General features: G+C 67.0%; 20 protein-coding genes. 10 read left to right on the top strand and 10 right to left on the bottom strand.

The window, feature by feature from the left end; all coding sequences use genetic code 11:
- Window positions 1-108 precede the first annotated feature (108 nt).
- The 4 genes from L880_RS34115 to L880_RS0101565 form a co-directional block, all read right to left on the bottom strand.
- On the bottom strand, window positions 109-3,135 hold the full coding sequence (locus L880_RS34115) for a bifunctional diguanylate cyclase/phosphodiesterase (RefSeq protein ID WP_051442949.1): 3,027 nt from the start codon (window positions 3,133-3,135) through the stop codon (window positions 109-111).
- 82 nt (window positions 3,136-3,217) lie between these two features.
- The gene (locus tag L880_RS0101555) at window positions 3,218-4,042 is read right to left on the bottom strand and encodes an ABC transporter substrate-binding protein (protein ID WP_027474161.1); all 825 of its coding nucleotides are present in this window, start codon (window positions 4,040-4,042) and stop codon (window positions 3,218-3,220) included.
- Window positions 4,043-4,239: 197 nt separating this feature from the next.
- Entirely contained in the window at window positions 4,240-7,395 is a 3,156-nt protein-coding gene (locus L880_RS0101560) for a multidrug efflux RND transporter permease subunit (protein ID WP_027474162.1), read from the bottom strand.
- A 36-nt stretch (window positions 7,396-7,431) separates the two neighbouring features.
- Entirely contained in the window at window positions 7,432-8,592 is a 1,161-nt protein-coding gene (locus L880_RS0101565) for an efflux RND transporter periplasmic adaptor subunit (RefSeq protein ID WP_043328073.1), read from the bottom strand.
- 198 nt (window positions 8,593-8,790) lie between these two features.
- On the opposite strand from L880_RS0101565, the gene L880_RS0101570 reads away from it, so the two are divergent.
- The gene (locus L880_RS0101570; RefSeq protein ID WP_027474164.1) at window positions 8,791-9,363 is read left to right on the top strand and encodes a TetR/AcrR family transcriptional regulator; all 573 of its coding nucleotides are present in this window, start codon (window positions 8,791-8,793) and stop codon (window positions 9,361-9,363) included.
- A 162-nt stretch (window positions 9,364-9,525) separates the two neighbouring features.
- Here the strand turns inward: L880_RS0101570 and L880_RS0101575 are convergent, their stop codons facing one another.
- The gene (locus tag L880_RS0101575; protein WP_027474165.1) at window positions 9,526-9,972 is read right to left on the bottom strand and encodes a GNAT family N-acetyltransferase; all 447 of its coding nucleotides are present in this window, start codon (window positions 9,970-9,972) and stop codon (window positions 9,526-9,528) included.
- Window positions 9,973-10,273: 301 nt separating this feature from the next.
- On the opposite strand from L880_RS0101575, the gene L880_RS0101580 reads away from it, so the two are divergent.
- The 7 genes from L880_RS0101580 (at window position 10,274) to L880_RS0101610 (ending at window position 16,860) form a co-directional block, all read left to right on the top strand.
- A complete protein-coding gene (locus tag L880_RS0101580; RefSeq protein WP_027474166.1) occupies window positions 10,274-10,966 on the top strand; it encodes a fumarylacetoacetate hydrolase family protein in 693 nt (230 codons plus the stop codon).
- A gap of 15 nt (window positions 10,967-10,981) precedes the next feature.
- On the top strand, window positions 10,982-11,914 hold the full coding sequence (locus tag L880_RS0101585; protein ID WP_245614865.1) for a helix-turn-helix transcriptional regulator: 933 nt from the start codon (window positions 10,982-10,984) through the stop codon (window positions 11,912-11,914).
- Between the two features lie 59 nt (window positions 11,915-11,973).
- Window positions 11,974-12,750, top strand: a complete 777-nt coding sequence (locus tag L880_RS0101590) for an SDR family oxidoreductase (protein WP_027474168.1) — start codon at window positions 11,974-11,976, stop codon at window positions 12,748-12,750.
- Window positions 12,751-12,804: 54 nt separating this feature from the next.
- Window positions 12,805-13,758: a 2-hydroxyacid dehydrogenase gene (locus tag L880_RS0101595; RefSeq protein WP_027474169.1), complete on the top strand. Its 954-nt coding sequence runs from the start codon at window positions 12,805-12,807 to the stop codon at window positions 13,756-13,758.
- 77 nt (window positions 13,759-13,835) lie between these two features.
- The gene (locus L880_RS0101600) at window positions 13,836-14,819 is read left to right on the top strand and encodes a Bug family tripartite tricarboxylate transporter substrate binding protein (RefSeq protein ID WP_051442950.1); all 984 of its coding nucleotides are present in this window, start codon (window positions 13,836-13,838) and stop codon (window positions 14,817-14,819) included.
- A gap of 64 nt (window positions 14,820-14,883) precedes the next feature.
- Complete coding sequence (locus L880_RS0101605) at window positions 14,884-15,882, top strand: Bug family tripartite tricarboxylate transporter substrate binding protein (protein WP_043328079.1); 999 nt, start codon at window positions 14,884-14,886, stop codon at window positions 15,880-15,882.
- Window positions 15,883-15,912: 30 nt separating this feature from the next.
- On the top strand, window positions 15,913-16,860 hold the full coding sequence (locus L880_RS0101610) for a 2-hydroxyacid dehydrogenase (protein WP_027474172.1): 948 nt from the start codon (window positions 15,913-15,915) through the stop codon (window positions 16,858-16,860).
- Between the two features lie 45 nt (window positions 16,861-16,905).
- Here L880_RS0101610 and L880_RS0101615 read toward each other — a convergent pair whose 3' ends face one another.
- The 4 genes from L880_RS0101615 to L880_RS0101630 form a co-directional block, all read right to left on the bottom strand.
- Window positions 16,906-17,643 (bottom strand): FadR/GntR family transcriptional regulator, encoded by a 738-nt coding sequence (locus tag L880_RS0101615; protein ID WP_051442997.1) that lies wholly within the window; start codon window positions 17,641-17,643, stop codon window positions 16,906-16,908.
- A 112-nt stretch (window positions 17,644-17,755) separates the two neighbouring features.
- Entirely contained in the window at window positions 17,756-18,814 is a 1,059-nt protein-coding gene (locus tag L880_RS0101620; protein ID WP_027474174.1) for an SMP-30/gluconolactonase/LRE family protein, read from the bottom strand.
- A 47-nt stretch (window positions 18,815-18,861) separates the two neighbouring features.
- Window positions 18,862-20,439: a galactarate dehydratase gene (gene garD, locus L880_RS0101625; protein WP_027474175.1), complete on the bottom strand. Its 1,578-nt coding sequence runs from the start codon at window positions 20,437-20,439 to the stop codon at window positions 18,862-18,864.
- A gap of 178 nt (window positions 20,440-20,617) precedes the next feature.
- Window positions 20,618-21,526, bottom strand: coding sequence for a LysR family transcriptional regulator (locus tag L880_RS0101630; RefSeq protein ID WP_027474176.1), 909 nt, complete (start codon window positions 21,524-21,526; stop codon window positions 20,618-20,620).
- Window positions 21,527-21,636: 110 nt separating this feature from the next.
- Here L880_RS0101630 and L880_RS0101635 point away from each other — a divergent pair, with 110 nt between their 5' ends.
- Both L880_RS0101635 and L880_RS0101640 read left to right on the top strand, forming a co-directional pair.
- Window positions 21,637-22,311 carry a glutathione S-transferase family protein gene (locus tag L880_RS0101635; protein WP_051442951.1) on the top strand — a complete coding sequence of 225 codons (675 nt, stop codon included), beginning with the start codon at window positions 21,637-21,639 and terminating at the stop codon, window positions 22,309-22,311.
- Window positions 22,308-23,303, top strand: coding sequence for a pyridoxamine 5'-phosphate oxidase family protein (locus tag L880_RS0101640; RefSeq protein ID WP_027474178.1), 996 nt, complete (start codon window positions 22,308-22,310; stop codon window positions 23,301-23,303). The genes L880_RS0101635 and L880_RS0101640 overlap by 4 nt, the downstream gene beginning before the upstream one ends.
- Here the strand turns inward: L880_RS0101640 and L880_RS0101645 are convergent.
- On the bottom strand, window positions 23,265-24,215 hold the full coding sequence (locus L880_RS0101645; protein ID WP_027474179.1) for a LysR family transcriptional regulator: 951 nt from the start codon (window positions 24,213-24,215) through the stop codon (window positions 23,265-23,267). The two genes, L880_RS0101640 and L880_RS0101645, sit on opposite strands and share 39 nt — an antisense overlap.
- Window positions 24,216-24,270 lie beyond the last annotated feature (55 nt).

The raw sequence follows: 24,270 nt of genomic DNA on the forward strand, positions 1-24,270 counted from the left end.
CCATTGCGTTCAGGTGCGTCCCATGCCTGCCGGCACCGCCTGCGTCAGACGCCCTGTGTCGGACGCCCTGTGTCTGCGATGCAGGCGCCGCCATGGCCTGCTCGGCGCTCAGGCCTCGAGGACCTCTTCCAGCTCCTGTCGGGCCTCCGTCCAACGCGCGTCCGGCCGCCAGGTCGCCACCCAGCCGGCCACCTGCTCAGCGGGCATGGGCGGTGCGATGGCAAAGCCCTGGCCCCACTCGCAGCCCAACTCCAGCAGGGCCAGACCGTGGGCCAGGGATTCGACGCCCTCGGCCACCACCTTGCGGCGGAAGGCGGTCGCCAGGTCCAGCACGCCTTTCAGGATGGCCAGGTCTTCGGGGTCTTCCAGCATGTTGCGCACAAAGCTCTGGTCGATCTTGATCAGGCTGGCCGGCAGGCGGCGCAGGTAGGTCAGCGAAGCGTAGCCGGTGCCGAAGTCGTCGAGGGCGAAGCCGATGCCGATGTCGCGGCACTCGCGCATCAGGCGTGAGACCGTGCCGATGTCCTCAAGGGCGCTGGTCTCTAGGATCTCCAGCTCCAGGTCGCCGGCTTGCAGCGGGCTGTGGCGGGCCAGGGTGCTGCGCAGGCGGGCCATGAAGTCGGGCTGCTGCAGGTGGGTCGCATCGATGTTGACGCTGATCGGGATGTCCAGGCCCTGGGCCTTCCAGCGCTCGCGTTGCGCCAAGGCCTTGTCCAGCACCCACTCGCCCACGCTGGCCAGCAGGGGGTTGCCCTGCAGCGGTTGCAGGAAGGCGCCCGGCAGCAACAGGCCCTGTTGGGGGTGGCGCCAGCGCAGCAAGGCCTCCAGCCCACCCAGGGCCCCCGTGCGCAGGTTGACCTTGGGCTGGTAGAACAGCTCGAAGGCATCGCTTTGCAGGCCTTCATGGATGGCGGCCAGCGCCTTGTGCTGGTCTTGCATCAGGCTGTCGTGTTCGGCGTCGAAGATCTGGTAGCGGTTGCGCCCGGCCAGCTTGGCCTGGTACATGGCCTGATCGGCCTGGCGCAACAACTGGTCTGCATCGACTTCGCTGGGTTGGGGGTAGAAAGTCACCCCCAGGCTGGCCGACACTTCCAGATCGATGCCGTCGATACGGATGGCTTGCGAGGCGCTGGCGCGCAGACGCTCCAGCACCGGCAACGCGTCTTCCTCGCGGTGCAGGCCGGCCAGCACGGCCACGAATTCATCACCCCCCAGGCGGGCCAGCGTGTCGCCCTCGCGCAGCGCGCTCTGCAGGCGCTCGGCCAGGGTCTGCAGCAGCTTGTCGCCTTTGTCGTGCCCATGGCGGTCATTCACGGCCTTGAAGCCATCGAGATCGAGGAATACCAGGGCCAGGGGCTGGGCCTGCAGCCGGGCCTCGGGCAAGGCGGCATTGAGCCGCTCCGACAGCAGCACGCGGTTGGGCAAACCGGTGAGGGCGTCGTAGTGGGCGATGTGCTCCAGCCGCATTTCGTGCTGCTTCTGGGTCGAGATGTCGGAGAACAGGGCCACATAGCGCAGCACCTGGCCCTCGGCGCCCCGCACGGCATTGATGGTCAGCATCTCGGCAAACACTTCGCCCGATTTGCGTCGGTTCCAGATCTCGCCCGTCCAGCGGCCTTCCTCGTGCAGCGACTCCCACAGCCGGGTGTAGAAGGCCGGGCCCTGATGCCCCGAGTTGAGCAGGCTGGCATTGCGGCCCAGCACTTCGGCGCGACGGTAGCCGGTGATGCGCTCAAAGGCTTCGTTGACCTCCACCAGATCGGCCTCGGGCGTGGTGATCATGATGGCTTCGTTGGCATGGGTGAACACGCTCGCGGCCAGTTGCAGCCGCTCTTCTGCGGCCTTGCGCTCGCTGATGTCGGTGATCAGGCCGGCGTAGTGGCACAACTGCCCGGTGTCGTCCAGCACGGCATGGATGCGCAGCAGGGCGGTGTAGAGGTGACCGGACTTGTGGCGGTTGATGATCTCGCCCTGCCAGCGGCCCACCGTGATCACCTCGTGCCACAGTGCGGCATAGAAGGCGGTGTCGTGCAGACCCGACGCCATCAGCCGCGGCGTTTGACCGAGGATGTCGGCCGCGCTGTAGCCCGTGACGCGCTCAAAGGATGAGTTGACCGACAGCACCTGCGCCTGGGCGTCGGTGACGATGATGGCGTCCAGGCTGCTCTCGAACACGCTGGCGGCCAGGCGCCGCTGCTCGGCCAGCTCGGCCGTCTTGTGGTCCAGGCGGCGTTGGCGCCACACCAGGGCGCCACCGGCACCCAGCAGGGCCAGCAGGGCGGGCAAGGCCACGCTCAGGACCTGGCGGGTCTGCCGGGCCCAGGGGGCCAGCATCGCCTGCTCGTGCAAGTGCACCGCCAGCACCACCGGGTAACGGCTGGAGGCCCGGTAGGAGGTCAGCACGGCTTGCCCTTCGGGCAGTGTCTGCTGCAGGGTGCCTTGCTCGCGGCTGTTGAGCAGGCTGGCCACCCGGCCGGCCGCCTCGTGGGTGCCGGCGCGCTCTTGCAGGCTGGACGACATCAGCAGCACATCGTCGTAGCGCAGCCACTGCACATGGCCCAGGTGCTCGGGCAAGAGGTGGGTGGCGTGGTCCAGAAAGTAGTCGGGGTTCAGGCTGGCCAGCAGCCAGCGGCGCTGCGGGTCGCCGACCAGGCGCTTGAGAGCGGGCACAAAACTCGGCGCATCGGGCGCGATGCCCTGCGGCGCCACCAGGCGCTCCGCCGAGTGCAGGTCGCGCCCGGTCTGGGGCATGCCGATGCGCAGCACATCCGCCTCGATCGTTGCCGAGGGAAAGTAGCTTGCGAGGTCGACCAGGATGCCCAGATTGGCCGCATCGGTACTCGCCACGACCCGGCCTTGATCATCGAGCACGGACAGCGAACGCAGCGAGGGCGAAGGGCGCAGCAGGTCGAGCAGGCGCGGTGTGATCGGTTCGCCCGCCTTGGGCATGTTCAGGCCATGGGCACTGAAATCCACGATCTGCAGGGTTTGCGTCAGGTGCTCTTCGAAGTTGCGGGCGTGGATTTCGGCGGTCTGTCGGGCGTTGCCGAGCGCGTCGTCGCGCGACTTCCAGAGAAAGCCTCCGAGCGCGGCCAGCCAGCCGAACAGCAGCACCAGCAACAGGGCCGCCAGCAAGGATCCCTTGCGAACGGCCGTGGAGACTGGCTGGGCTGGTGAGGTGGGCGACGCCCTGTGCGTGTTTGCCACGGTGGCCGACCTAGCGTGCCACGATGGGGGCCAGCCCATAACGGTGTGCATGGGCCATCAGGCGACCGTCGCGTTTCATGGCCGCCAGGATCTGATCGACCCGGGCCTGCAGGGCGGTCTCGCCGGGGGCCATGGCCCAGGCGTAGGGGGTGATGTGGTAGGTCTCAGGGGGTGAGATCAGGCGGGCCCAGTCGTTGAAGTCGAGCATGCGGCGGCTGAACGGAAAATCGGTCATGAAGACATCGGCCCGGCCCGATTGCACCTCTTGCTCGCGCGCGGCCGGCGTGTCCACCACGCGCAGTTCGGCCGCCTTGAGGCGTTCCTTCATCACGCTTTCATGCAGGGTGCCTTTGGCCACGACCACCACCGAGCCAGGACGGTCGATGTCGTCCCAGCGTTGAATGCGGCGGTTGCTCTTGGTGGTGATGGCGTAGATGTCGCTGGCCAGGTGCGGCTGGGTGAAGCGCAGCTTGGCCTGGCGCTGAGGTGTGATGCCGATGGCAAACATGGCGATGTCACAGCGGTCGTTGTGCAGATCGTCGATCAGCGTCGCAAACGAGCTGTCGACAAACTGGGCCGTGGCCCCCAGGGCCACGGCCACCTCGCGCGCATTGTCGATGTCGATGCCCGTGAGCTGCTGGGTCTTGGGGTTGCGAAACGAGATGCCGTAGTAATCGGGCCAGATGCACACGCGCAGTGTGTGGCTGCTGGCGATGCGTTGCAGCCGATCAGGTGGGTTGGCACCGGCCGACTGGCCCAGTGGCAGTGCCGCGCCCGCCGAGGCGAGTACCCAGGCGAGAACCCTGGCCAAGCGGGCAATGTTGCGAAATTTCATGAGAGACCCTGGCAAAGAAAATACGCCAGATTCCCCTGCGGGTTCATGCCTTGTTCGGGTCGCAGCATGCCGCCCCAATGCCGACCCATCCAGCAGTCTTGAGCTTAGCCACAGCTGCTGCTGGCCGCATTGACTCGCATCAAAAGAGCCGCTGAACCTGCCCCCTGCGCGGGCTGTGGATCGTCATGCTCGGGTGTTCATGAGGACTTTCCGTGGTCTTGAGGGGCTGTCATGACGGGCTCCTTGCTGTCGGCTGGGGCGTTGCGCTTGAACAGCGTCTGCACCCAGACAAAGAAGATCGGTGCAAACACCACGCCCAGCAAGGTGGCGCTGAGCATGCCTCCGACCACCCCGGTACCGAGCGAGCGCTGGCTGGCGGCGCCCGCGCCGTGGGCCAATGCCAGCGGCAACACGCCCAGAATGAAGGCCAGCGACGTCATGACAATGGGCCGAAAGCGCAGCCGGGCGGCCAGCCTGGCAGCGTCCACCAGCGTGTGCCCTTGCTCGTGCAAGGCCTTGGCAAACTCGACGATCAGGATGGCGTTCTTGGCGGCCAGTCCGATGATGGTGATCAGGCCCACCTTGAAGTAGACATCGTTGGCCAGGCCCAAAGCGGACACCGCCAACACCGATCCCAAGGCACCCAGCGGCACGATCAGCATCACCGAGGCAGGCAAGGCCCAGCTCTCATACAAGGCGACCAGCAACAGGAAGACCACCACGATGGCCAGCGCAAACAGAAATGGCGCTTGCTGCCCCGCAAAGCGCTCTTGGTAGGACAGCCCTGTCCACTCATAGCCGATGCCCTTGGGCAGGGTCGACAGGATGCGCTCGATGGCGGCCATGGCCTCGCCGGTGCTGTGCCCTGGGGCGGCGTCGCCCATGATGCGGTAGGCCGGGTAGCCGTTGTAGCGCGAGATCTGCACGGGCCCGGTTTCCCACTCTGCCCTCACAAAGGCGCTCAGCGGCACCTGTGCGCCGGCCCGGCCTGGCACATGCAAGGCCAGGAGGCTCTCAGGGGTCATGCGCTCCTGGGCGTCGGCTTGCACCACCACGCGCTGCAGGCGCCCGGCGTTGGCAAAGTCATTCACCAGCGCCGAGCCGAACGCGGTGGAGAGGGTGGTGGCAATGCTCTCGAAGCCGACGCCCAGGGCCTCCGCCTTGGCGCGGTCGACGTCCAGGCGCAGCTGGGGCGCGTCCTGCAGGCCTTCCATCATGGCGTAGGCCAGCACCGGGGAGGCACTGGCTTGCTGCAGCAAGGTGTCGCGGGCCTGGGTCAGCGCGGCACGACCCAGCCCGCCCCGATCTTGCAGGCGCAAGGCAAATCCGCCGGCATTGCCCAGCCCGTCGATCGGTGGCGGCATCACCGCCATGGCGGTTCCGTCGGGCAGCTGTCCAAAGCGTTGATTGAAGGCCGTCACCTCGCTCTCGACGGTCTGGCCTTTGCTGCGTTGCGACCAGTCCTTGAGGCTGGGGAAGCCCAAGGCCGCGTTCTGCCCCATGCCTGAGAAGCTGAAACCCAGGATGCTGAAGGCCGAGTCCATGCCTTCGCGCGACATCAGGTACTGATCGACTTGCTTCACCAGGGTCTCGGTCCGGGGGTAGGTGGCCCCGGGGGGCAGTTGCACATCGACCATCCAGTAGCCCTGGTCTTCAGCCGGCACAAACGACTCCGGCACCCGCAGGTAAAGCCAGCCCAGCAGCCCGAGGGCCAGCAGGTACACGCCCATGGCGCGACCGGTTCGGCGCAGCAAACGGCTGTTGAGCCTTTCGAAGCGACCCGTCAGGCCGCCGAAGGCACGGTTGAACCCGCCAAAGAACCCACGCTGATCGGTGTGACCTGCGGGTGCTGGCGGCTTGAGCAAGGTGGCGCACAAAGCCGGCGTGAGTGTGAGGGCCAGAAACCCCGAGAACAGGATCGACACGGCCAGGGACAAGGAGAACTGGCGATAGATCACCCCCACCGAGCCGGACATGAACGCCAGGGGCAGGAACACCGCCACCAGCACCAGGGTGATGCCGACAATGGCGCCGCTCACCTGGGTCATGGCCTTGCGGGTGGCGTCCTGGGGCGACAGGCCTTCTTCGGCCATGAGTCGCTCGACGTTCTCCACCACCACGATGGCGTCGTCCACCAGGATGCCGATGGCCAGCACCAGACCGAACATGGTCATCATGTTGACCGAAAAGCCCAGGCCCCACATCACGGCAAAAGTACCCATCAGGCACACGGGCACCACGACGGTGGGGATCAAGGTATAGCGCACGTTCTGCAAGAACAGGAACATCACCAGAAACACCAGGACCACTGCCTCCAGCAAGGTCTGGATGACCTTCTGGATGGCCACTTTGACAAACAAGGAGGTGTCGTAGGCGATCGAGTACTCCATGTCCGTCGGCATGTTGGCCGCCAGCTCCTGCAGGCGGGCCTTGACGGCATCGGCCGTCTGGATGGCGTTGGCTCCCGGGGCCAGCTGGACAGCCACGGCCACCGCTTTCTTGCCGTTTTGCCGGCTCTCGGAGCTGTAGTCCTGGCGCCCGATCTCCAGCCTGGCGACATCCGACAGCCTGACCGCGGAGCCGTCCCGGTTGGCCCGCAGCACGATGCGGCCGAACTCCTCGGGCGATTCCAGCATCCCCTTGACGGCCAGCGTGGCGCTCAGTTCCTGCTCCACCGTGCCGGGCCGGCTGCCGAAGCTGCCTGCCGGCACCTGCACGTTCTGCGCGGCAATGGCGTTGTTCACGTCGGCAACCGAAAGGCCATAGCCCAGCAGCTTCTGCGGCGACACCCAGACCCGCATGGCCGCTTCGGACCCGAACAACTGCAGCTTGCCCACGCCTGGAATGCGCCGAATCTCGTTGTTCAGGGTGCGTGCCGCGTAGTCTGCCAGCGCGACCACGTCTTGGCCTTCGTCATCGCCCTTGAAGTTGAGGGCGTAGATGAGCAGGAAGCTGGCGTTGGCCTGCTCCACTTGCAGGCCCTGCCGCGTCACGGCCGTGGGCAGGCGGGCCTCGGCCTTCTTCAGGCGGTTCTGCACGTCCACCTGGGCCAGCGCCGGATCCGTGCCGGGCTTGAAGGTGGCGGTGATCTCCGCCGAGCTGTTGGAGCTGGACGAGTCGAAGTACAACAGCCCACGCGCGCCGTTGATTTCCTCTTCCAGGATGCTGGTGACTGAGCTGACCACGGTGCTGGCCGAGGCACCAGGGTAGGTGGCCGTCACGGTGATCTGGGGCGGTGCCACCACCGGGAACTGCGAGACCGGTAGCGAAGGGATCGCCAGCAGGCCCGCCAGGGTGATGAAAATGGCGACGACCCAGGCCAGGTTGGGGCGGCCAATGAAGAATGCAGACATCTCGGGGGTTCTCAGGTTCGGACAAGGGTCGGTGGCTCAACGCTGGGCGGCTGGCCCTGCTGTGGGAACCGAAGAGGGTTTGACGCTGACCAGGTCGCCTGGGCGAACTTGCTGCCCCCCCACGATCACCCGCTCGCCGGAGCGCAACCCCTGGGCGATGTGCCAGTTCGCGCCATACATGGCGCCTGTCTGCACGGCGCGGGCCTCCACCTTGTCATCGGCCCCGACCACCTGGACCAGGGAGGGGCCCTCGGCAGCAGGCTTGACAGCGCGCTGCGGCAGCAAGACCGCCTGGGTGTCGTGGCGCTGCGTCATCAGCACGCGCACATACATGCCCGGCATCAGCAGGCCCTCCGCATTGTTGAATTCACCGCGCAAGGAGACCTGGCTGGTGCTGGGGTCGACGGTGATGTCCGAGAACAGCAGGCGGCCTTCATGAACCCGGTTTGAGCCTTCCAGCCTGATCTGCAGCTTTGGCAACAGCGTGTGGCCTTTGGGCAGGCCGGCTTGGGCTTCGCGCAGTCGCACCACTTCGGCGGCGGGCTGCACAAAGTCGACATAGATCGGGCTCCATTGCTGGATGTTGGCCAGCGCGGTGGCTTCGCCCTGTCCCACCAGAGCGCCCTGCGTGACCAGGGCCCGACCGATCCGCCCCGCGATCGGGGCCTTGACCTCGCAGTGCGCCAGATTGATCTGGGCCGACTCGACATCCGCCTTGGCGGCCAGGCGATTGGCCAGCTGGGTCTTGACGGCGGTCGCAGCGGCATCGAATTCCTGTTGGCTGATGGCATTGGCCTTGACCAGGGGCTGGTATCTGCGCAGCACGGCCTCGGCCTCGGCCAGGGCGGCTTCGACCTTGGCCAGCTCGGCTTGCGCCCGGTTCAGGGCGATACGGAACGGTGCGGGGTCGATGCTGAACAACAACTGGCCGGGTCTGACATCAGACCCCTCCTGGAAATGACGCGCCAGCACAATCCCTGCCACCCGGGCGCGCACCTCGGCCACCCGGGTCGAGACCAGGCGCCCGGGCAACTCCTGCACCAGAGGCAGGGTCTGCAGCTCGACTTTCACGACCTCGACCGTGGGCCGCTGAGGTTCGGCCTGCGTGACCGATCCGCCGGGCTGGCAGGCGACCAGCAGCGTGCTGATGGCGGTTGCGAAAACCGAGGCAGCGGTTCGTTCTGAAAAGCGGAGCATGGACTTGTTCATCAGAGAGGGGGCTCTGGATGCCGAATGAGGGGGTGTAAAAAGATTCAAATGAATCAAAAAAGATTCATTCTAGGCGAGTCGGATTCTTTTGTCGCACGGGTGGCCGAAATTAGAATGGGCGAACAACAAGTGCATCTCCCCACGCGCCCAGGCTTTGGAGCGCAGGCAAGAAAGCATTCCCTACTGATGACCAGCACCCCTTTGAATGCCGAAGACGAGCGTGTTCTCGCCGCTCTAGCCCTTGCCTTGGTCGACAAGCCACGAGCGACCTTGCAGGAGCTTGCACAAGCCATTGGCATCAGCAAGGCAACGCTCTACCGATTCAGCAGAACCCGCGAAGAACTCGTCGATCGGCTGATGGCCCATGGCGCCTATCTGATGAATCGGTCCCTGGAGGAGGCAGAGCTCGACAAGGCGCCCACCGTGGATGCCTTGCGGCGCTTCATCGAGGGCCAACTGCGTCACAGCGAGCTGGCGGCCTTCATGATTTACTACTGGAAGCCAGACACCTTGCAAGACGCCCGCGCCGCAGCGACCTGGACGGACTACTTCTCGGTGCTCGACGAGTTCTTCGTCCGGGGCCAGCGCGAGGGCCTGTTTCGCATCGAGATCGGCGCCGCCGTGCTCAGTGAAAGCCTGATCTCCTTGCTCTCCGGCCTGATGGACGCCGAGCGGCGAGGGCGCATTGCGCGGGCCAGCCTGCCGGGCATGATCGAGACCTTGTTCCTGGCCGGCGCCCAGAGTCCTGCAGCCCGTTGAGCCCCGTGGCGGGCGGGCATGGTGGTGCGTGCCGGGCCTTTTTTTTCGCGTGATGACCCCTTCGATGGGCCCGTGCGTGGGGCCTCATTCTGGCTCAGGGACGCCTCCATTCAGAAGCCATGACCGGGCGATGTGGCGGCGCTGGCCAAAGGCCTCGGACCATCAGCCGGGCGGTTTGGCGATGAAGGCCTGCTTGCCGTGGGGGTCGAAGCCGGCGGATTCATAGAACCGCAGCGTGACCGGGTCTTTGCGGCCCGTGAGCAGCATGACCTTGTAGCAGCCCACCGACCAGGCCTGTGCCAGCGCGTGCCTGAGCACGGCCTTGCCGTGCCCGTGCTGGCGGTGCGCGGCGTGGGTCACCACGTTCTCGATCACCCCGTAGGGCCGGCATCCCCGCGTGAGGTTGGGAATCACCGTGAGGTTGCAACTGGCCACCAGCTGGCCGCCCACATAGGCGCCGAAGTAGCGATAGCGGGGGTTGCTCAGCAGCTCCTGCCACACGGTCTGCACCACCTGCGCCTCGGGCAGCGGATCGTCACCGCTGTGCAGGTGGTGGTACAGGGCCAGCAAGGCGTTCAACTCGGAGGCTTCGATCTGCCTGATTTCCATGGCGACGGGTTCCTGTTCTGGGGCTTCATGGCGTCGGCTTGAGGTGCCGCGCAGGCAGGTGGGGCGCCGCGTTGGCATGGCGCCTCAGGCCACGAGCCCCTATTTTGGACCCCAGGCGTCCGCCCGTAATCCGCCTTCAGTGTCCTTTTTGCAAATGATGGTATCGTTGTCATCTACGTTTGAGATGCAAAGATGCCTTGAATAATCCAACAGAAGGACTGCTCTATCCAAGGATTCATCAGGGATGACAACGACACTCATTGCCAAGCCGTCGCCATGAACGGCCCCATTTGGAGACGACATGACTTCCCTGGTGTTTGCCCGCCCGGCCCAGCCCAGCTTGCCGGTGCAGGGGTGTGAGGCACGGTTTGCGCTGCGGCGGGTGTATTGCATCGGGCGCAACTACCCCTGGCCGGGTGATGGCGGGGCGGTGCCCGAGGCCCCCTTCTATTTCATGAAGCCGGCCGATGCGGTGTGCCTGGCCGAAGGCAGCATTCCCTACCCACCGCTCACAGCCGATTTCTGCCATGAGATCGAATGGGTGGTGGCCATCGGGCGCGGTGGCTTTTCGATTGCCCCCGAGGATGCGCTGGGCCATGTATGGGCTTACGGCGTGGGGCTGGACCTGACGCGGCGCGACCTGCAGCACGCGGCCAAGGCCGCGGGCCGGCCCTGGGAGGGCAGCAAGGCTTTTGATGCCTGCGCCACCTGCACCCCCTTGCGGCCGGTGTCGGAGGTGGGGCACCCGCGTCGGGGGGCGATCTGGCTCAGCGTGAACGGCGTACCCCGGCAGCAGGCCGATCTGGCGGACCTGCTGCACCCGGTGGAGCAACTGATCAGCGCCTTGTCGCAGTCGGTCACCCTGCAGCCGGGCGACCTGATCTACACCGGTACGCCGGCCGGTGTGGGGCCCTTGCTGCCGGGTGACCGCATCAGCGGTGGCATCGCCGGTGTGGGGCAGTTCGAGCTCACGGTGGCTGCGCCCACCACCTGAAAAATCCGCTGAGCCATGCCCCGCCGCTCCCGACCCGAAGCCCCACCACCCGCGCCCACATTCGGCATGGCGCAGCGCAGCGCGCAACTGGATTTCGACATCCGTGACAAGGCCGACGGGCCCACGGCGAGCAGCCCGCACCGGCACGAGTACTTCCAGATCCAGATCAACCTGGGGCCTGAGACCTGCCACCACCTGGGGGCAGTCGTGCGGCCCTTGCCCCCACGTGCCCTGGCTTTTGTGCTGCCGCAGCGGCTGCACTGGATTCCACAGCCGCCGCAGGGCCACTTTGTGCTGATCAATTTCAGCCAGGATTTTTTGCTGCCCCACCTGCACTGCGACCCGCTGGACCTGGAAGACATCGCCCTGGGCGAGGCACTGGAACTGGCCCCTTTCCGCTTTCAGGAGCACCTGGATTTCGTGCTGAGCGATGACGCCGCCTTTGCCGCGCTGATGCAGCTGTTGACCCGGATGCGGACGCTGGCCGCCCAGCGTGAATGGGGTGTTGAGTTGCAACTGCGGGGCTGTCTGCTGCAGTTGATCGGCCTCGTGTGCAGCCGGTACCAACAACCACTGCAGCAACTGGGCAGCAGCCAGGTGCAGAGGCTGGGCCGCCGCGACGCGCTGGGCCGGGTGCAGAAATACATCCGCGCCCATCTGGCCGAGCCCGGGCTCAACCTGAAGGCGGCCGCGGCGGCGGCGTTCCTGTCGCCCAACTACCTCACCCACCTGTTGCGCAAGGAAACCGGCCTGAGCTTCACCGACCTGGTGCTGGAGCGGCGCATGCGCCTGGCTTGCACCCAGTTGCTGCAGGGCGACAAGGCCATCAGCCACATCGCCTGGGCCTGCGGCTTTGCCGACGAGGCCTATTTCTCGCGCTGCTTCCGCAAGTCCCAGGGCATGTCGCCCACGCAGTTCCGCAAGTCACGCCATTCGGAGCCGCCTTGAAGAGGGCCTGCTCTTCATTTTTCAACCCTGCATTCAACACCCATCGGACAAGGATTCCCATGAGCACCGACAACCCAGCAAGCTCTTCTCAACGCGTGGCCGTGGTCACGGGCGCCGGCAGCGGCATTGGCCGGGCGGTGGCCCTGGCCCTGCTGCAGGACGGCTTCAGCGTCGTTCTGACCGGGCGCCGCCCCGAGCCCTTGAACGCCCTGGCCCAGGCGGCCCAGGCCGCCGGCCAGACCGCGCTGGCCGTGCCCACCGATGTGCGCGACCCGGCCAGCGTGGCCGCCTTGTTCGAGCACGTTGAAGCCCGCTTTGGCCGGGTGGATGTGGTGTTCAACAACGCCGGCATCAACGCCCCGGCCGTGCCCATGGACGAGCTGCCCCTGGAGCGCTGGAAAGACGTGATCGACACCAATGTGACCGGCGTCTTTCTGTGTGCCCGCGCCGCTTTCGGCCTGATGCGCCGGCAAAGCCCGCAGGGCGGCCGCATCATCAACAACGGCTCGATCTCGGCGCACACGCCACGCCCCTTCACCAGCCCCTACACCGCCAGCAAGCATGCGGTGCTGGGCCTCACCAAGAGCATTGCGCTCGATGGGCGCGAGTTCAACATCGTGTGCAGCCAGATCGACATCGGCAATGCGCTCACCGAGTTGTCCGAGCGCATGACCCGTGGCGTGCGCCAGGCCAACGGCAGCATCGCACCCGAACCCATGCTGGATGTGCAGCACGTGGCCGATGCCGTGCGCTATGTGGCCAGCCTGCCCCTGTCGGCCAATGTGCTCAACATGACCGTGATGGCCAGCCAGATGCCCTTCGTGGGCCGTGGCTGAGCACCTGCCCGGCGTCGACCCGATCTGAACCCCCAAGACCCGAAAGCCCGCGTGATGAAACCCCATGTGCTGCAGCTCAGCCCCATCCTGATCCCCTCGGTCAACGAGCGCCTCAACGCGCTCTACGAGGTGCATCGCTTCTATGAACAGGCCGACCCCGAGGCCTTTCTGGCTGAACAGGGCGCGCACATCCGAGGCGTGGTCAGCGGCGGGCACACCGGCATCCGCAACGAACTGATGGCGCGCCTGCCCGCACTGCAGGTGGTGGCCATCAACGGCGTGGGCACCGATGCGGTGGACCTGGCCTATGCACGCAGCCGCGGCATCCACGTGACCGCCACCCTGGGAGCGCTGACCGAAGACGTGGCCGACCTGGCCATCGGCTTGCTGATCGCCACCTGCCGCGGCATCTGCGCGGGCGACCGCTTTGTGCGCGGCGGCCAGTGGCCGCTGCACCCCCAGCCCAGCGCCATCCCGTTGGCGCGCCGCTTCAGCGGCATGCGTGTGGGCATCGTGGGCATGGGCCGGGTGGGCCGCGCTGTGGCCACGCGTGCTGCCGCTTTTGGCTGCCCGCTGGCCTACACCGATCTGCGCGCCATGCCCGATGTGCCGCATGACTTCGTGGCCGACCTGCGCGAGCTGGCCCGGCGCAGTGACGCCTTGATTTTGTGTGCTGCGGCCGACCAGGCCCAGGGCATCGTCAACGCCGACGTGCTGGAGGCCCTGGGCCCGGGCGGCTACCTGATCAACATTGCGCGCGGCAAGCTGGTCAACGAGGCCGATCTGGTGGCCGCCCTGCAGGCCGGGCGCATCGCCGGCGCAGGCCTGGATGTGTTTGTGGACGAGCCCCATGTGCCCCCCGAACTCTTTGCCCTGCCCAACACCACCTTGCAGGCGCACCGCGCCAGCGCCACCTGGGAGACCCGCACAGCCATGGGCGAGATGGTGCTGGCCAGCCTGGCCCAGGCCCTGGCCGGCCAGCGCCCCGACAACAGCCTGAGCACCTGAACCCACCCCACCCCTGTTCCTTGCCATCGAAGACCGCCAGAGAAGCGGCTGAGGCATTTCACGACGGAGACAAAGACATGAGCATTGTTCGACGGCCTCTGCGCCGCTGCGCGTTGATGACCCTGGGTCTGGTGGCTTTGGCCGGGCTGGCCTGGTCGCAGCCCGCGACCTACCCCGCCCGCCCGGTCACCCTGGTGGTGGGCTCCAGCCCGGGCAGCACCAGCGATGGCCTGGCCCGCGCCATCGGCACCGAATGGGCGCGCCTGACCGGCCAGCCCCTGGTGGTGGACAACAAGGCCGGCGCCTTCGGTGGCATCGCGGCCCAGGCCGTGGCCCGGGCCGCGCCCGATGGGTACACCCTCTTCATCACCACCAACACCACCCAGGCCGCCAACCCGCACCTGTACAAGAAGCTGCCCTACGACCCCTTGCGCGACTTTGCGCCGGTGGCCCAGTTGATCCAGGGCAACATGCTGATGGTGGTGCACCCTTCGGTGAAGGCCAACACCGTGGCCGAGTTCATCGCGCTGGCGCGCAAATCACCCGGGCAGCTCAACTATAGCTCGGGCAGTTCGTCGGCGCGCATCGCGGTGGAGCAGTTCCAGGCCATGACCGGGGTGCGCCTCAACCACGTGCCCTACAAGGCCAACCCCCTGGCCGTGATGGACCTGGTGGCCGGCCAGGTCGACATGATGATTGTCGACCTCACCACCAGCCTGCCCCAGGTCAAGGCCGGCAAGCTGCGGGCGCTGGGCGTGAGCAGCCCCAGCCGATCGCGCCTGGTGCCCGAGGTGCCCACCTTGGCCGAATCGGGCCTGCCGGGCTACGAGGCGCATCACTGGAATGCGCTGTATGCCCCGGCCAAGACACCTCAACCGGTGGTGGCCCGCATCAACGACCTGCTGCGCCAGGCCATGGCCGCCCCGGCCGTGCGCCAGTTTGTCGAGCAGACCGGCAACGAGGTGGCCTTTGGTTCGGCCTCCGACCTGGCCCGCTTTCAACAGGCCGAGTACGAGGCCTGGGGCCGGGTGATCAAGCAAGCCGGCATCGAACCCGAATGAACCCCGAGAAGACCCCCGACAAGACCCCCGACAAGAACCCTGAGAAGAACCCCTGGAGACAACCATGACCACCCCCCGCATTTTCTTTGGCCGCCGCTGCACCCTGGCCCTGGCCGCGCTCAGCCTCTGCGCAATCGGCCATGCCGTGCATGCCCAAGTCGGTGACTACCCCAACCGCCCGGTGACCCTGGTGGTGCCGTTTCCGCCCGGGGGCGGCACCGACACCAGCGCGCGCCTGATCGCCACCCGCCTGAGCCAGAAGTGGGGCAAGTCGGTCATCGTCGACAACAAGGGCGGCGCCGCCGGCATGATCGGGGCCGACTTCGTGGCCAAGGCCAAGGGCGACGGCTACACCCTGTTGTTCGGCAACATCGGCACCCAGGCCATCAACCCCTCGCTGTACAAGTCCATGCCTTACGCCCCTGACACGGCCTTTGTGCCGGTGTCGCTGGTGGCCGAGCTGCCTCTGGTGATGATGGTCAACGCCCAGGTGCCGGCCAAGACGGTGGAAGAGTTCATCGCCCTGGCCAAGGCCAAGCCCGATGCCATGAGCTACAGCACCTCGGGCGCCGGCAGCTCGATGCATCTGGCGGCCGAGATGTTCAAGAGCGGCTCGGGCACGGCGGTGCAGCACGTGCCGTATCGCGGCGGTGGCCCGGCCGTGGGCGACCTGTTGGCCGGCCATGTGCAGTTGTGCTTTGCCACCGTGCTCGAATCGAGCGGGCACCTGAAGAGCGGCAAGGTGCGGGCCCTGGCCGTCACCGGCAAGACCCGGGTGCCGGCCTTGCCCCAGGTGCCCACGCTGGCCGAAGGCGCCATCCCGGGCTTTGATTCCATCTCGTGGGTCGGGCTATTGGCCCCGGCCGGTACCCCGCGTGAGATCACCGATAAGATTTCGGCCGACATCCGTCAGGTGCTGGCGCTGGACGAGGTCAAGGCGCGGCTCGCCGAGCTGGGGGCCCTACCCGTGGGTAGCACGCCCGATGCCTTTGCCAAGTTGATCGCCAGTGACCGCAAGCGCTATGCCCAGATCATTGCCGACAAGAACATCCATGTTGACTGAACCCACTCCAGAAAGGCCTGAGCTTCTTCCATGACCACCACCACTCCCCGCCTGCTCCAGATCGGCCGCCAGATGCCTCAGCTGGAGGCCGCCCTGGCCGCCCGCTACGCCGTGCACCGGCTGGCTGACGAGGCCGACCCGGCCGCCTTCCTGCAGGCCCAGGGCCCCAGCTTCACCGGTCTGGTCACCTCGGCGGCCATCGGGGTCGACAAGGCCATCATCGAGGCGCTGCCTCAGCTGAAGGTGATCTCCAGCTTTGGTGTCGGCCTGGACAAGATCGACGTGGCCGCGGCCAGCGCCCGCGGCGTGCAGGTAGGCTACACCCCCGAGGTGCTGACCGACTGCGTGGCCGACCTGGCGTTTGGCCTGCTGATCGACGCGGCGCGCCAGATCGCCGCCGGCGACCGCTTTGTGCGCCGCGGCGCCTGGGAGTCGGGCAAATACCCCATGACCACCCGCGTCAGCGGCAAGAAGCTGGGCATTTTCGGCATGGGGCGCATCGGCAGCACCATCGCCCGGCGCTCCAGCGGCTTTGACATGAGCGTGCGCTACACCAACCGCAAGCCGGTGGCGGGCTCGCCCCACACCTTCGAGCCCAGTCTGCTCGAACTGGCGCGTTGGAGCGATTTTCTGGTGATCGCTGCGGCTGGCGGCAGCGCCACCCACCACCTGGTCAACCAGGCCGTGCTGCAGGCCCTGGGGCCTCAGGGTTTCATCATCAATGTGGCGCGTGGCAGCGTGATCGATGAGGCTGCCCTGGTGCAGGCCCTGGCCGAGGGCACGATTGCCGGCGCCGGGTTGGATGTGTTCGAGGATGAGCCCCATGTGCCCGAGGCCCTGCGCCAGATGGACCAGGTGGTGCTGCTGCCCCATGTGGCCAGCGGCACGCACGAAACCCGCCAAGCCATGGCCGACCGGGTGATCGAGAACCTGGAAGCCTTCTTTGCGGGCCGGCCACTGGTTTCGCAGGCCAACTGAGCTGGCCCCAGGCGGGCGGCACGGTGCGCCGCCTCAATCTGCGTTTCAACCTGCTTTGCTGCGCGCTTCGAGCGCGCGGTGGCGTTCTCGGCTCTTGGCAATGTGCAGGCGCATGGCGGCGCGCGCGGCCTCGGGCTGCTGGTGCAGGATGGCCGAGTAGATCTCCTCGTGCTCGTCGGCCACATGGTCCAGGTAGTTGCGTCGGCCTTCTTCCACCGGGTCTTGTGTGGTCTGCCAGCAGCGCGGCAGGCTGCCGGGGCTGAGTGTGCCCATCATCGCGATGTAGTGCGGGCTTTGCGAGGCACGGGCAATCTCGCAGTGAAAGCGGAAATCGGCACCCACGGGGTCCAGGTTGGCCAGCCAGGCCTGGGTCACCGCGTCCAGTGACTGGCGCAGTTGTTGCAGATGGGCCTCGGTGCGCCGTTGGGCCGCCATGGCGGCGGCCTCGGGCTCCAGGCCCATGCGCAGCTCCAGCACGGCCAGCAGGTCGGGCAGGGTGTGCATGCTGGCCGGGTCGATCGAGAAGGGGCGGGCGTTGTTCAGCGCCGCCACAAAGGTGCCCAGGCCCTGGTGCGCGTAGATCAGGCCACGGGCCTTGAGGCTGGTCAGGGCATCGCGCACCACCGTGCGGCTGACACCGAACTGCACCATCAGATCGGCCTCGGCCGGCAGCTTGTCGCCCGCGCGCAGCTGGCCCGCCTGGATGCGCGCGGCCAACTGTTCAACCAACTCCAGCGCACGGGCTGGGGCTTTGCGGGGAGGCTGCTGGCGGGATGGGGTCACGGTCAAGGTCGGGCCGGGGTTGGGGCAAGGGGCTGGGTTCAGCCCAGCCCCGATTTTGCATGACACCAGGGCTGTGCCACCCGGCCCGAGCCTGATTTAAAACAACAGCGGCTCAGACTGCGCCTTCGGCCTCGACATACAGCGCGTAAAGTGAGTGGCAGCTGGCCATGTAGAGGCGGTTGCCCTTGGGGCCGCCAAAGGTCAGGTTGGGGCAGCGCTCAGGCAGATGGATGTGGGCGATCGCCTTGCCCTGGGGGGTGAACACGCGCACCCCATCGTGGTCGGCCGGGTTCACACCCAGGCGGCCGTCCGAACCCCAGCCGCACCACAGGTTGCCGTCGCGGTCCACCTTGAAGCCATCCAGGGCGCCGGGGCCATTGGCGTCGATCAGCTTGGTCTTGTTCGAGGCACTGCCATCGGCTGCGATGTCGTAGGACCAGATGCTGCGGCTGGGGGTGCCTTTCCACTCCACCACGTACAGCTTCTTCTCGTCGGGCGAGAAGGCCAGGCCATTGGGGTTCACGAGATCGGTGATGATGGCGCGGATCTGCCCGTTGGGGTCGATGCGGTACACATTGGTGCTGGCCTGCTCGGGTTTGGCCTTGAAGCCTTCCCATTCGCCGTTGATGCCGAACAGCGGGTCGGTGAACCACACGCTGTCGTCGGACTTGACCACGATGTCGTTGGGTGCGTTCAGGCGCTTGCCTTCGTACTGGTCGGCCAGCACCGTGATCTTGCCGTTGTGCTCGGTGCGGGTCACGCGGCGGGTCAGCGAGTGTTCGCAGGTCAGCAGCCGGCCCTGGCGGTCGCGGGTGTTGCCATTGGCGTAGTTGGCCTGCTCACGGAACACGCTGAAGGCGCCGTTGGTTTCGTCGTACTTCATGATGCGGTTGTTCGGGATGTCGCTCACCAGCAGGTAGCGCCCGGCCGGAAAATACGCCGGCCCCTCGGCCCAACGCATGCCGCTGGCCAGTTGCTCGACCGAGCTGCTGTAGATGCGGTACTTCAGAAAGCTGGGGTCCAGCACCTCGACAGCCTGGTCGGGGTAGCGCGCATTCGGCGTGAAGGCGATCTTCTGGGCCGCGGCGAGGCCGCTCAGTGCCGCGAGGCCGGCGCCGGTGGCGGCCTTCATGAATTGGCGGCGGGCCGGGGTTGGTTGGGGTTCGCTCATGCTTGTCTCCGTGGTTCTTGGTTGAGAAATCGCTTGGGTTGAAAGAGTCAGGTCACCGGGGCCGGGTTGAACAGCACCAGGGCGTTGTGCAGCTTCCACTGCTCGGCCCAGGTCTTCTTGCGGCCGCTGGCCACGTCGAGCATCAGCTCGAACAGCTCCCAGCCCACCTGCTCGATGGTCTTTTCGCCGCTGGCAATGCGTCCGGCGTTCACATCCATCAGGTCATGCCAGCGCCGGGCCAGGTCATTGCGCGTGGCCACCTTGATCACCGGCACCTCGGCCAGCCCGTAAGGCGTGCCGCGGCCGGTGGTGAACACATGCAGGTTCATGCCGGCGGCCAGCTGCAGCGTGCCGCAGATGAAGTCGCTGGCCGGGGTGGCCGCGTAGATCAGGCCTTTTTGCGTGAGCTTCTCGCCGGGCGAGATCACACCGGTGATGGCGTAGCTGCCGCTTTTCACGATCGAGCCCATGGCCTTCTCGACGATGTTGGACAGGCCCCCCTTTTTGTTGCCGGGCGTGGTGTTGGCGCTGCGGTCCACGCGCCCCTGGTTCAGGTAGGCGTCGTACCAGGCCATCTCGCGGATCATGGCCTGGGCCACCTCGGGGCTGGCGGCGCGGGCGGTGAGCTGGTCGATGCCGTCGCGCACCTCCGTCACCTCCGAGAACATCACGGTGGCGCCGGCGCGCACCAGCAGATCGGTGCAAAAGCCCACGGCCGGGTTGGCTGTCACGCCTGAGAAGGCGTCGCTGCCACCGCACTGCACGCCCACCACCAGCTCGCTGGCGGGCACGGTCTCGCGGCGGCGGGCGTTCAGGCGCTGCAGGTGCCCCTCGGCCTGGCGCAGGATGTGATCGACCATGGACATGAAGCCGACATGGGCCTCGTCCTGCAGGCAGATGGTGTCCAGCGGCGCGTCGGCGCCGGTGGCTTGGCCGCGTTCGTCGCGGATGGGGATGCTGCCCGGGGGCAGCAGGCGCTCGGGCTGGAGCTTTTCGCAGCCCAGGCTGATGACCATCACCTCGCCGCCAAAGTTGGGGTTGAGGCTGATGTTGCGCACGGTGCGGATGGGGATGACGGCATCGGGCGCGTCGATGGCCACGCCGCAGCCATAGGTGTGCTCCAGGGCCACCACGTCGTCCACATGGGGGTAGCGCGGCAGCAACTCGGCCTTGATGCGCGAAACACAGAAGGAGGTCACACCCGCCACGAACTGCACGGTCTGGGTCACGGCCAGGATGTTGCGCGTGCCCACCGAGCCGTCGGCATTGCGGTAGCCCTCGAAGGTGTAACCCGTCAGCGGCGGCAGCGGTTCGGGCTTGACGGTGGCGATCGGCAGGCCCTCCAGTTCGCGTGCGGCGGGCATCTGCAGCAGGCGCTCATGCACCCAGCTACCGGCCGGGATGGCCTGCAAGGCATAGCCGATCGGCACGTTGTAGCGCCGCACCGCTTCACCCTGGGCGATGTCCACCAGGGCCACCTTGTGGGCCTGGGGCACCTTCTCTCGCAACACCAGGCCTGACGCGAAGCGGGTGCCGGCCGGCAGGCCGCCGTCGTTGACCACGATGGCCACGTTGTCGAGCGCGTGCATGGTGATGTAGAGGGGGGCGGTGCTGGGCTCGGTCATGTTCGGGGGCTGCTCGTATTGAGGGTCGTTGTCATTTATGAAAGTGGCCGAACGCTGCTGCCATAGGAAGAAGCTTTCATGCCCACTAAATGTGAATGGTAACGTTAACAGTTTTGCTGTCAAGCCTGTGTTGCTGGCACCCGTGGGCACCCGTTTGGGCCCCTTGGCAGGCGGTGGCTCAGGTCAGGGCGGGTGCTTCGGGCGCAAAGCCTGCCAGTTCCTGTCGCATCCAGTCGATGAACAAGCGGGCCCGCACCGGCAGCAGGCGCGCATGGGGGTAGACCACCTGAACGGGGGTGGGCGGGCCTTGAAAGGCCTGCAGCACCTCGACCAGTTCGCCGCGCTGCAGCTCTGCCGCCACCTGGTAGCTGAAGAAATGCCCGAAGCCGCCGCCCAGCACACAGGCCGCCACAGCCGGCGCGTTGTGGTTGAAGGCGAGTTGGCCCGACACCTCCACCTCAAACAGCCGGCCGTGCTCCTGGAACGGGCCCCAGGCATTGCGCCCGTCGAGGCGGTGGATGCAATTGGCCTGCTGCAGATCCCGTGGGTGCTGGGGGCTGCCCACACGGGCCAGGTAAGCCGGGCTGGCCACCACCGGGCGGCGCACTTCGCCCAGGGCGCGCGCCACCAGGGACGAGTCGTCCAGGTGGCCGATGCGCAAGCCCATGTCAAAGCCTTCTTCGAGCAGGTTCACCACGCGGTCGAGCAGGACCACACGGCATTGCAGCTGAGGGTGCTGCTGCACGAAGCGGGTCACGGCGGGGGCCACGTGCAGCTGCCCGAACAGCACCGGCGCGGTCACCGTCAGCGTGCCCGTGGGTTGGGTGGCGCCCTCGCGCAGCGCGGCTTCGGCTTCAGCCACGGCGCCCAGCAGTTGCCGGCAACTGGCCAGGTGCTGGCGTCCGTCGGGCGTGAGCGAGATGCGCCGCGTGCTGCGGTTGAACAGGCGCACCCCCAGGTGGGCTTCGTATTGGGCCAGGGTGCGCACCACGGCGGGCAGTGATCCCCCTTGGGCGCGTGCCGCGGCACTCAGGCTGCCGGCATCGGCAATCTGCACAAAGGTCTGCATGGCCTTGAGCTTGTCCATGGGGTATTCATCCGTTTTATGGAGTAGTGAGATCAATTTTGAAGTATTTATTCAATCGAGTGGATTAACCAGAATCCTGTCCTGTTCTCACCCCTCTTCAGGAATCCCCGATGACCTCTTCGATCGCCTCGCCGGACACCGTCGCCTCGTCCTCACTCCACCCGGCACCCCGCCTGCGCCTGCATCGCATGCGCCTGTCCGGCCATTGCCACCGGGTGGAGCTGTTTCTGTCGCTGCTGGGCCTGCGCTTTGAGGCCATCGACGTCGATCTGGCGGCGGGTGAACACAAGACGCCGGCCTTTCTGGCCCTCAATCCGCTGGGCCAGGTGCCGGTGCTGCAGGACGGTGAGCTGACACTGCCCGATTCCAACGCCATCCTGGTGTACCTGGCGCGCCGGTATGCCGGGCCCGAATGGTGGCCCCAGGATCCCCTGCAACAGGCCCGGCTGCAGCGCTGGTTCAGCATCGCGGCCGGCCCGCTGGCCCAGGGTGCGGCAGCGGCCCGCGCCATCGTGCTGTTCAAGCGCCCCTTCTCACCCGAGGGCCCCATCGCCACGGCGCATGCCCTGCTGGCGGTGATGGAGGCGCACCTGCAAGGGCAGAGCTGGCTGTTGGGTGATCGGGTGTCGCTGGCCGACCTGTCCCTTTACAGCTACACCGAGGCGGTACCTGAAGGCCAGGTGTCGCTGCAGCCCTACCCGGCGGTGCAGCAATGGCTGCGCAAGGTGGAGGCCTTGCCGGGCTTTGTGCCCATGCCCCGCAGCCCGGTGGGCCTGCGCGCATGACTGCCGTCCGCCCACCGGACCCGCTGGAGGCCTTCCACGAAGGCGAGCAAGCCTTGCAACACCAGGTGTCTCCCATGCTGCGCGAGCGCATGGCCGAGGCGGGTGGGCGGGTGCTGCGCGACCACATGCCCGAGCAGCACCAGCAGTTTTTTGCCCAGCAGCCTTTTGTGGTCACCGGCACCGTGGCCGATGACGGTCAGCCCTGGGCCTCGCTGCGGGCTGGGGGCGCGGGCTTCATGCAGGTGCCCGACGCAAGCCACTTGCGCCTGCGCTGGCAGGGCAGTGGCCTGGCGGGCGACCCCACGGCAGATCATTGGCAGGCGGGGCGGCCCGTGGGCTTGCTGGGCATCGAGCCGGTCACACGTCGGCGCAACCGGCTCAATGGCCGCATCACCGCCCAGGACGACGACAGCGCCTTGATCGAAGTGGGGCAGAGCTTTGGCAACTGCCCAAAATACATCGTGGCGCGTGAGCTGTTGCCTCGCCGCGCCGGCAGCGCAAGCCTTGTCGAGCCCGCGCCGATCGAACGGCACAGCGCCCTGAGCTCGCAGGCCCAGGCCCTGGTGGCGCAGGCCGACACCTTTTTTGTGGCCACGGCGCACCCGCAAAGCGGCACCAGCAGCGACCCACGCCATGGGGTGGACGTGTCGCACCGCGGCGGCCCGCCGGGCTTTGTGCGGGTGGATCACCCTGGTCAGCTCAGCGTGCCCGACTTCAGCGGCAACTTCTACTTCAACACCCTGGGCAATCTGTTGCTCGAGCCGCGTGCGGGCCTGCTGTTCATCGACTTTGAGAGGGGTGATCTGCTGTACGTGCTGGCCCAGGCCCAACTGCTGACCGACGCTGCGGCCTTGCGCGGCTTTGCCGGGGCGCAGCGCGTGCTGCGCCTGCACCTGAGCCAGGTGCTGCACCTGCGTGGGGCCTGGCCCTGGCACTGGGGCCCACCTCAGGCCTCACCGCATGTGCAGGGTTTGGGGCCCTGGCGCAGCTGAGCCCAGGGCCGGCACCACGGCCTGCCACGGAGGGTTGGCAAAGCGCAGCACCAGCTCATCCAGCAAGGCGCGCACGGCGGGCGACAACTGCCGGCGCGAGGGGTACAGGGCCTGGATGGTGAGGGTGGGCAGCTGCCAGTCGGGCAGCACGGTGTGCAGCCGGCCGGCGGCCAGTTCGGCGTGCACCAGGTAGGTGGGCAGCAGGGCGATGCCGGCGCCGGCCAAGGTGGCCTGCATGAGGGCGGTGGCCTCGTTGGCGCTGAAGTACGCGGCCACCGCCACCTCGCGGGTCTCGGCGCCGCGCGACAGGCGCCACACATGTTTGCCGAAGTTGGCATAGCTCAGGCAGCGGTGTCGGCCCAGGTCTTCGGGTTGCTCGGGCCGGCCCTGGCGGGCCAGGTAGGCCGGGGCGGCCACCAGGTGCGATTCGCAGGGCGCCAGCGGGCGTGCAATCAGCATGGGGTCGGGGTCGCTGCTGATGCGGATGGCCAGGTCCACCCGGGCTTCGACCAGGTTGAGCGCCGCCTCGCTGGCGTTGAGGTCGATCTTGAGCTGCGGGTGCCGGCTCAGAAAGTCGGTCAGCATGGCCGCCAATTGCGCGTAGGCCAGCGACACGCTGCAGGTCACGCGCAACAGGCCGCGCAAGGTGTCGCCGTGGGTGTCTGTCTCTTCCTGCAGGCTGTCGGCCAGGGCCAGCATCTGCTGGCAGCGGCGCAGGCAGTTCTCGCCCGCATCGGTGAGGGTCACCTGGCGGGTGGTGCGTTGCAGCAGGCGGGCACCCAGCCATTGCTCCAGCTCGCCCACATGGCGCGTGACCATCGAGCGTGACATCTCCAGCGTCTCGGCGGCGGCGCTGAAGCTGCCGGCCGTGGCCACCTCGGCAAACACGCGCATGGCGGTGAGTCGGTCCATGATTTGGTCGATTTGTGCAACAGATATGCGCAGATTATCGGGTTTATCTGCGCGT

This window comes from Curvibacter gracilis ATCC BAA-807 (assembly GCF_000518645.1).
Taxonomy (GTDB): Bacteria; Pseudomonadota; Gammaproteobacteria; order Burkholderiales; family Burkholderiaceae_C; genus Curvibacter; species Curvibacter gracilis.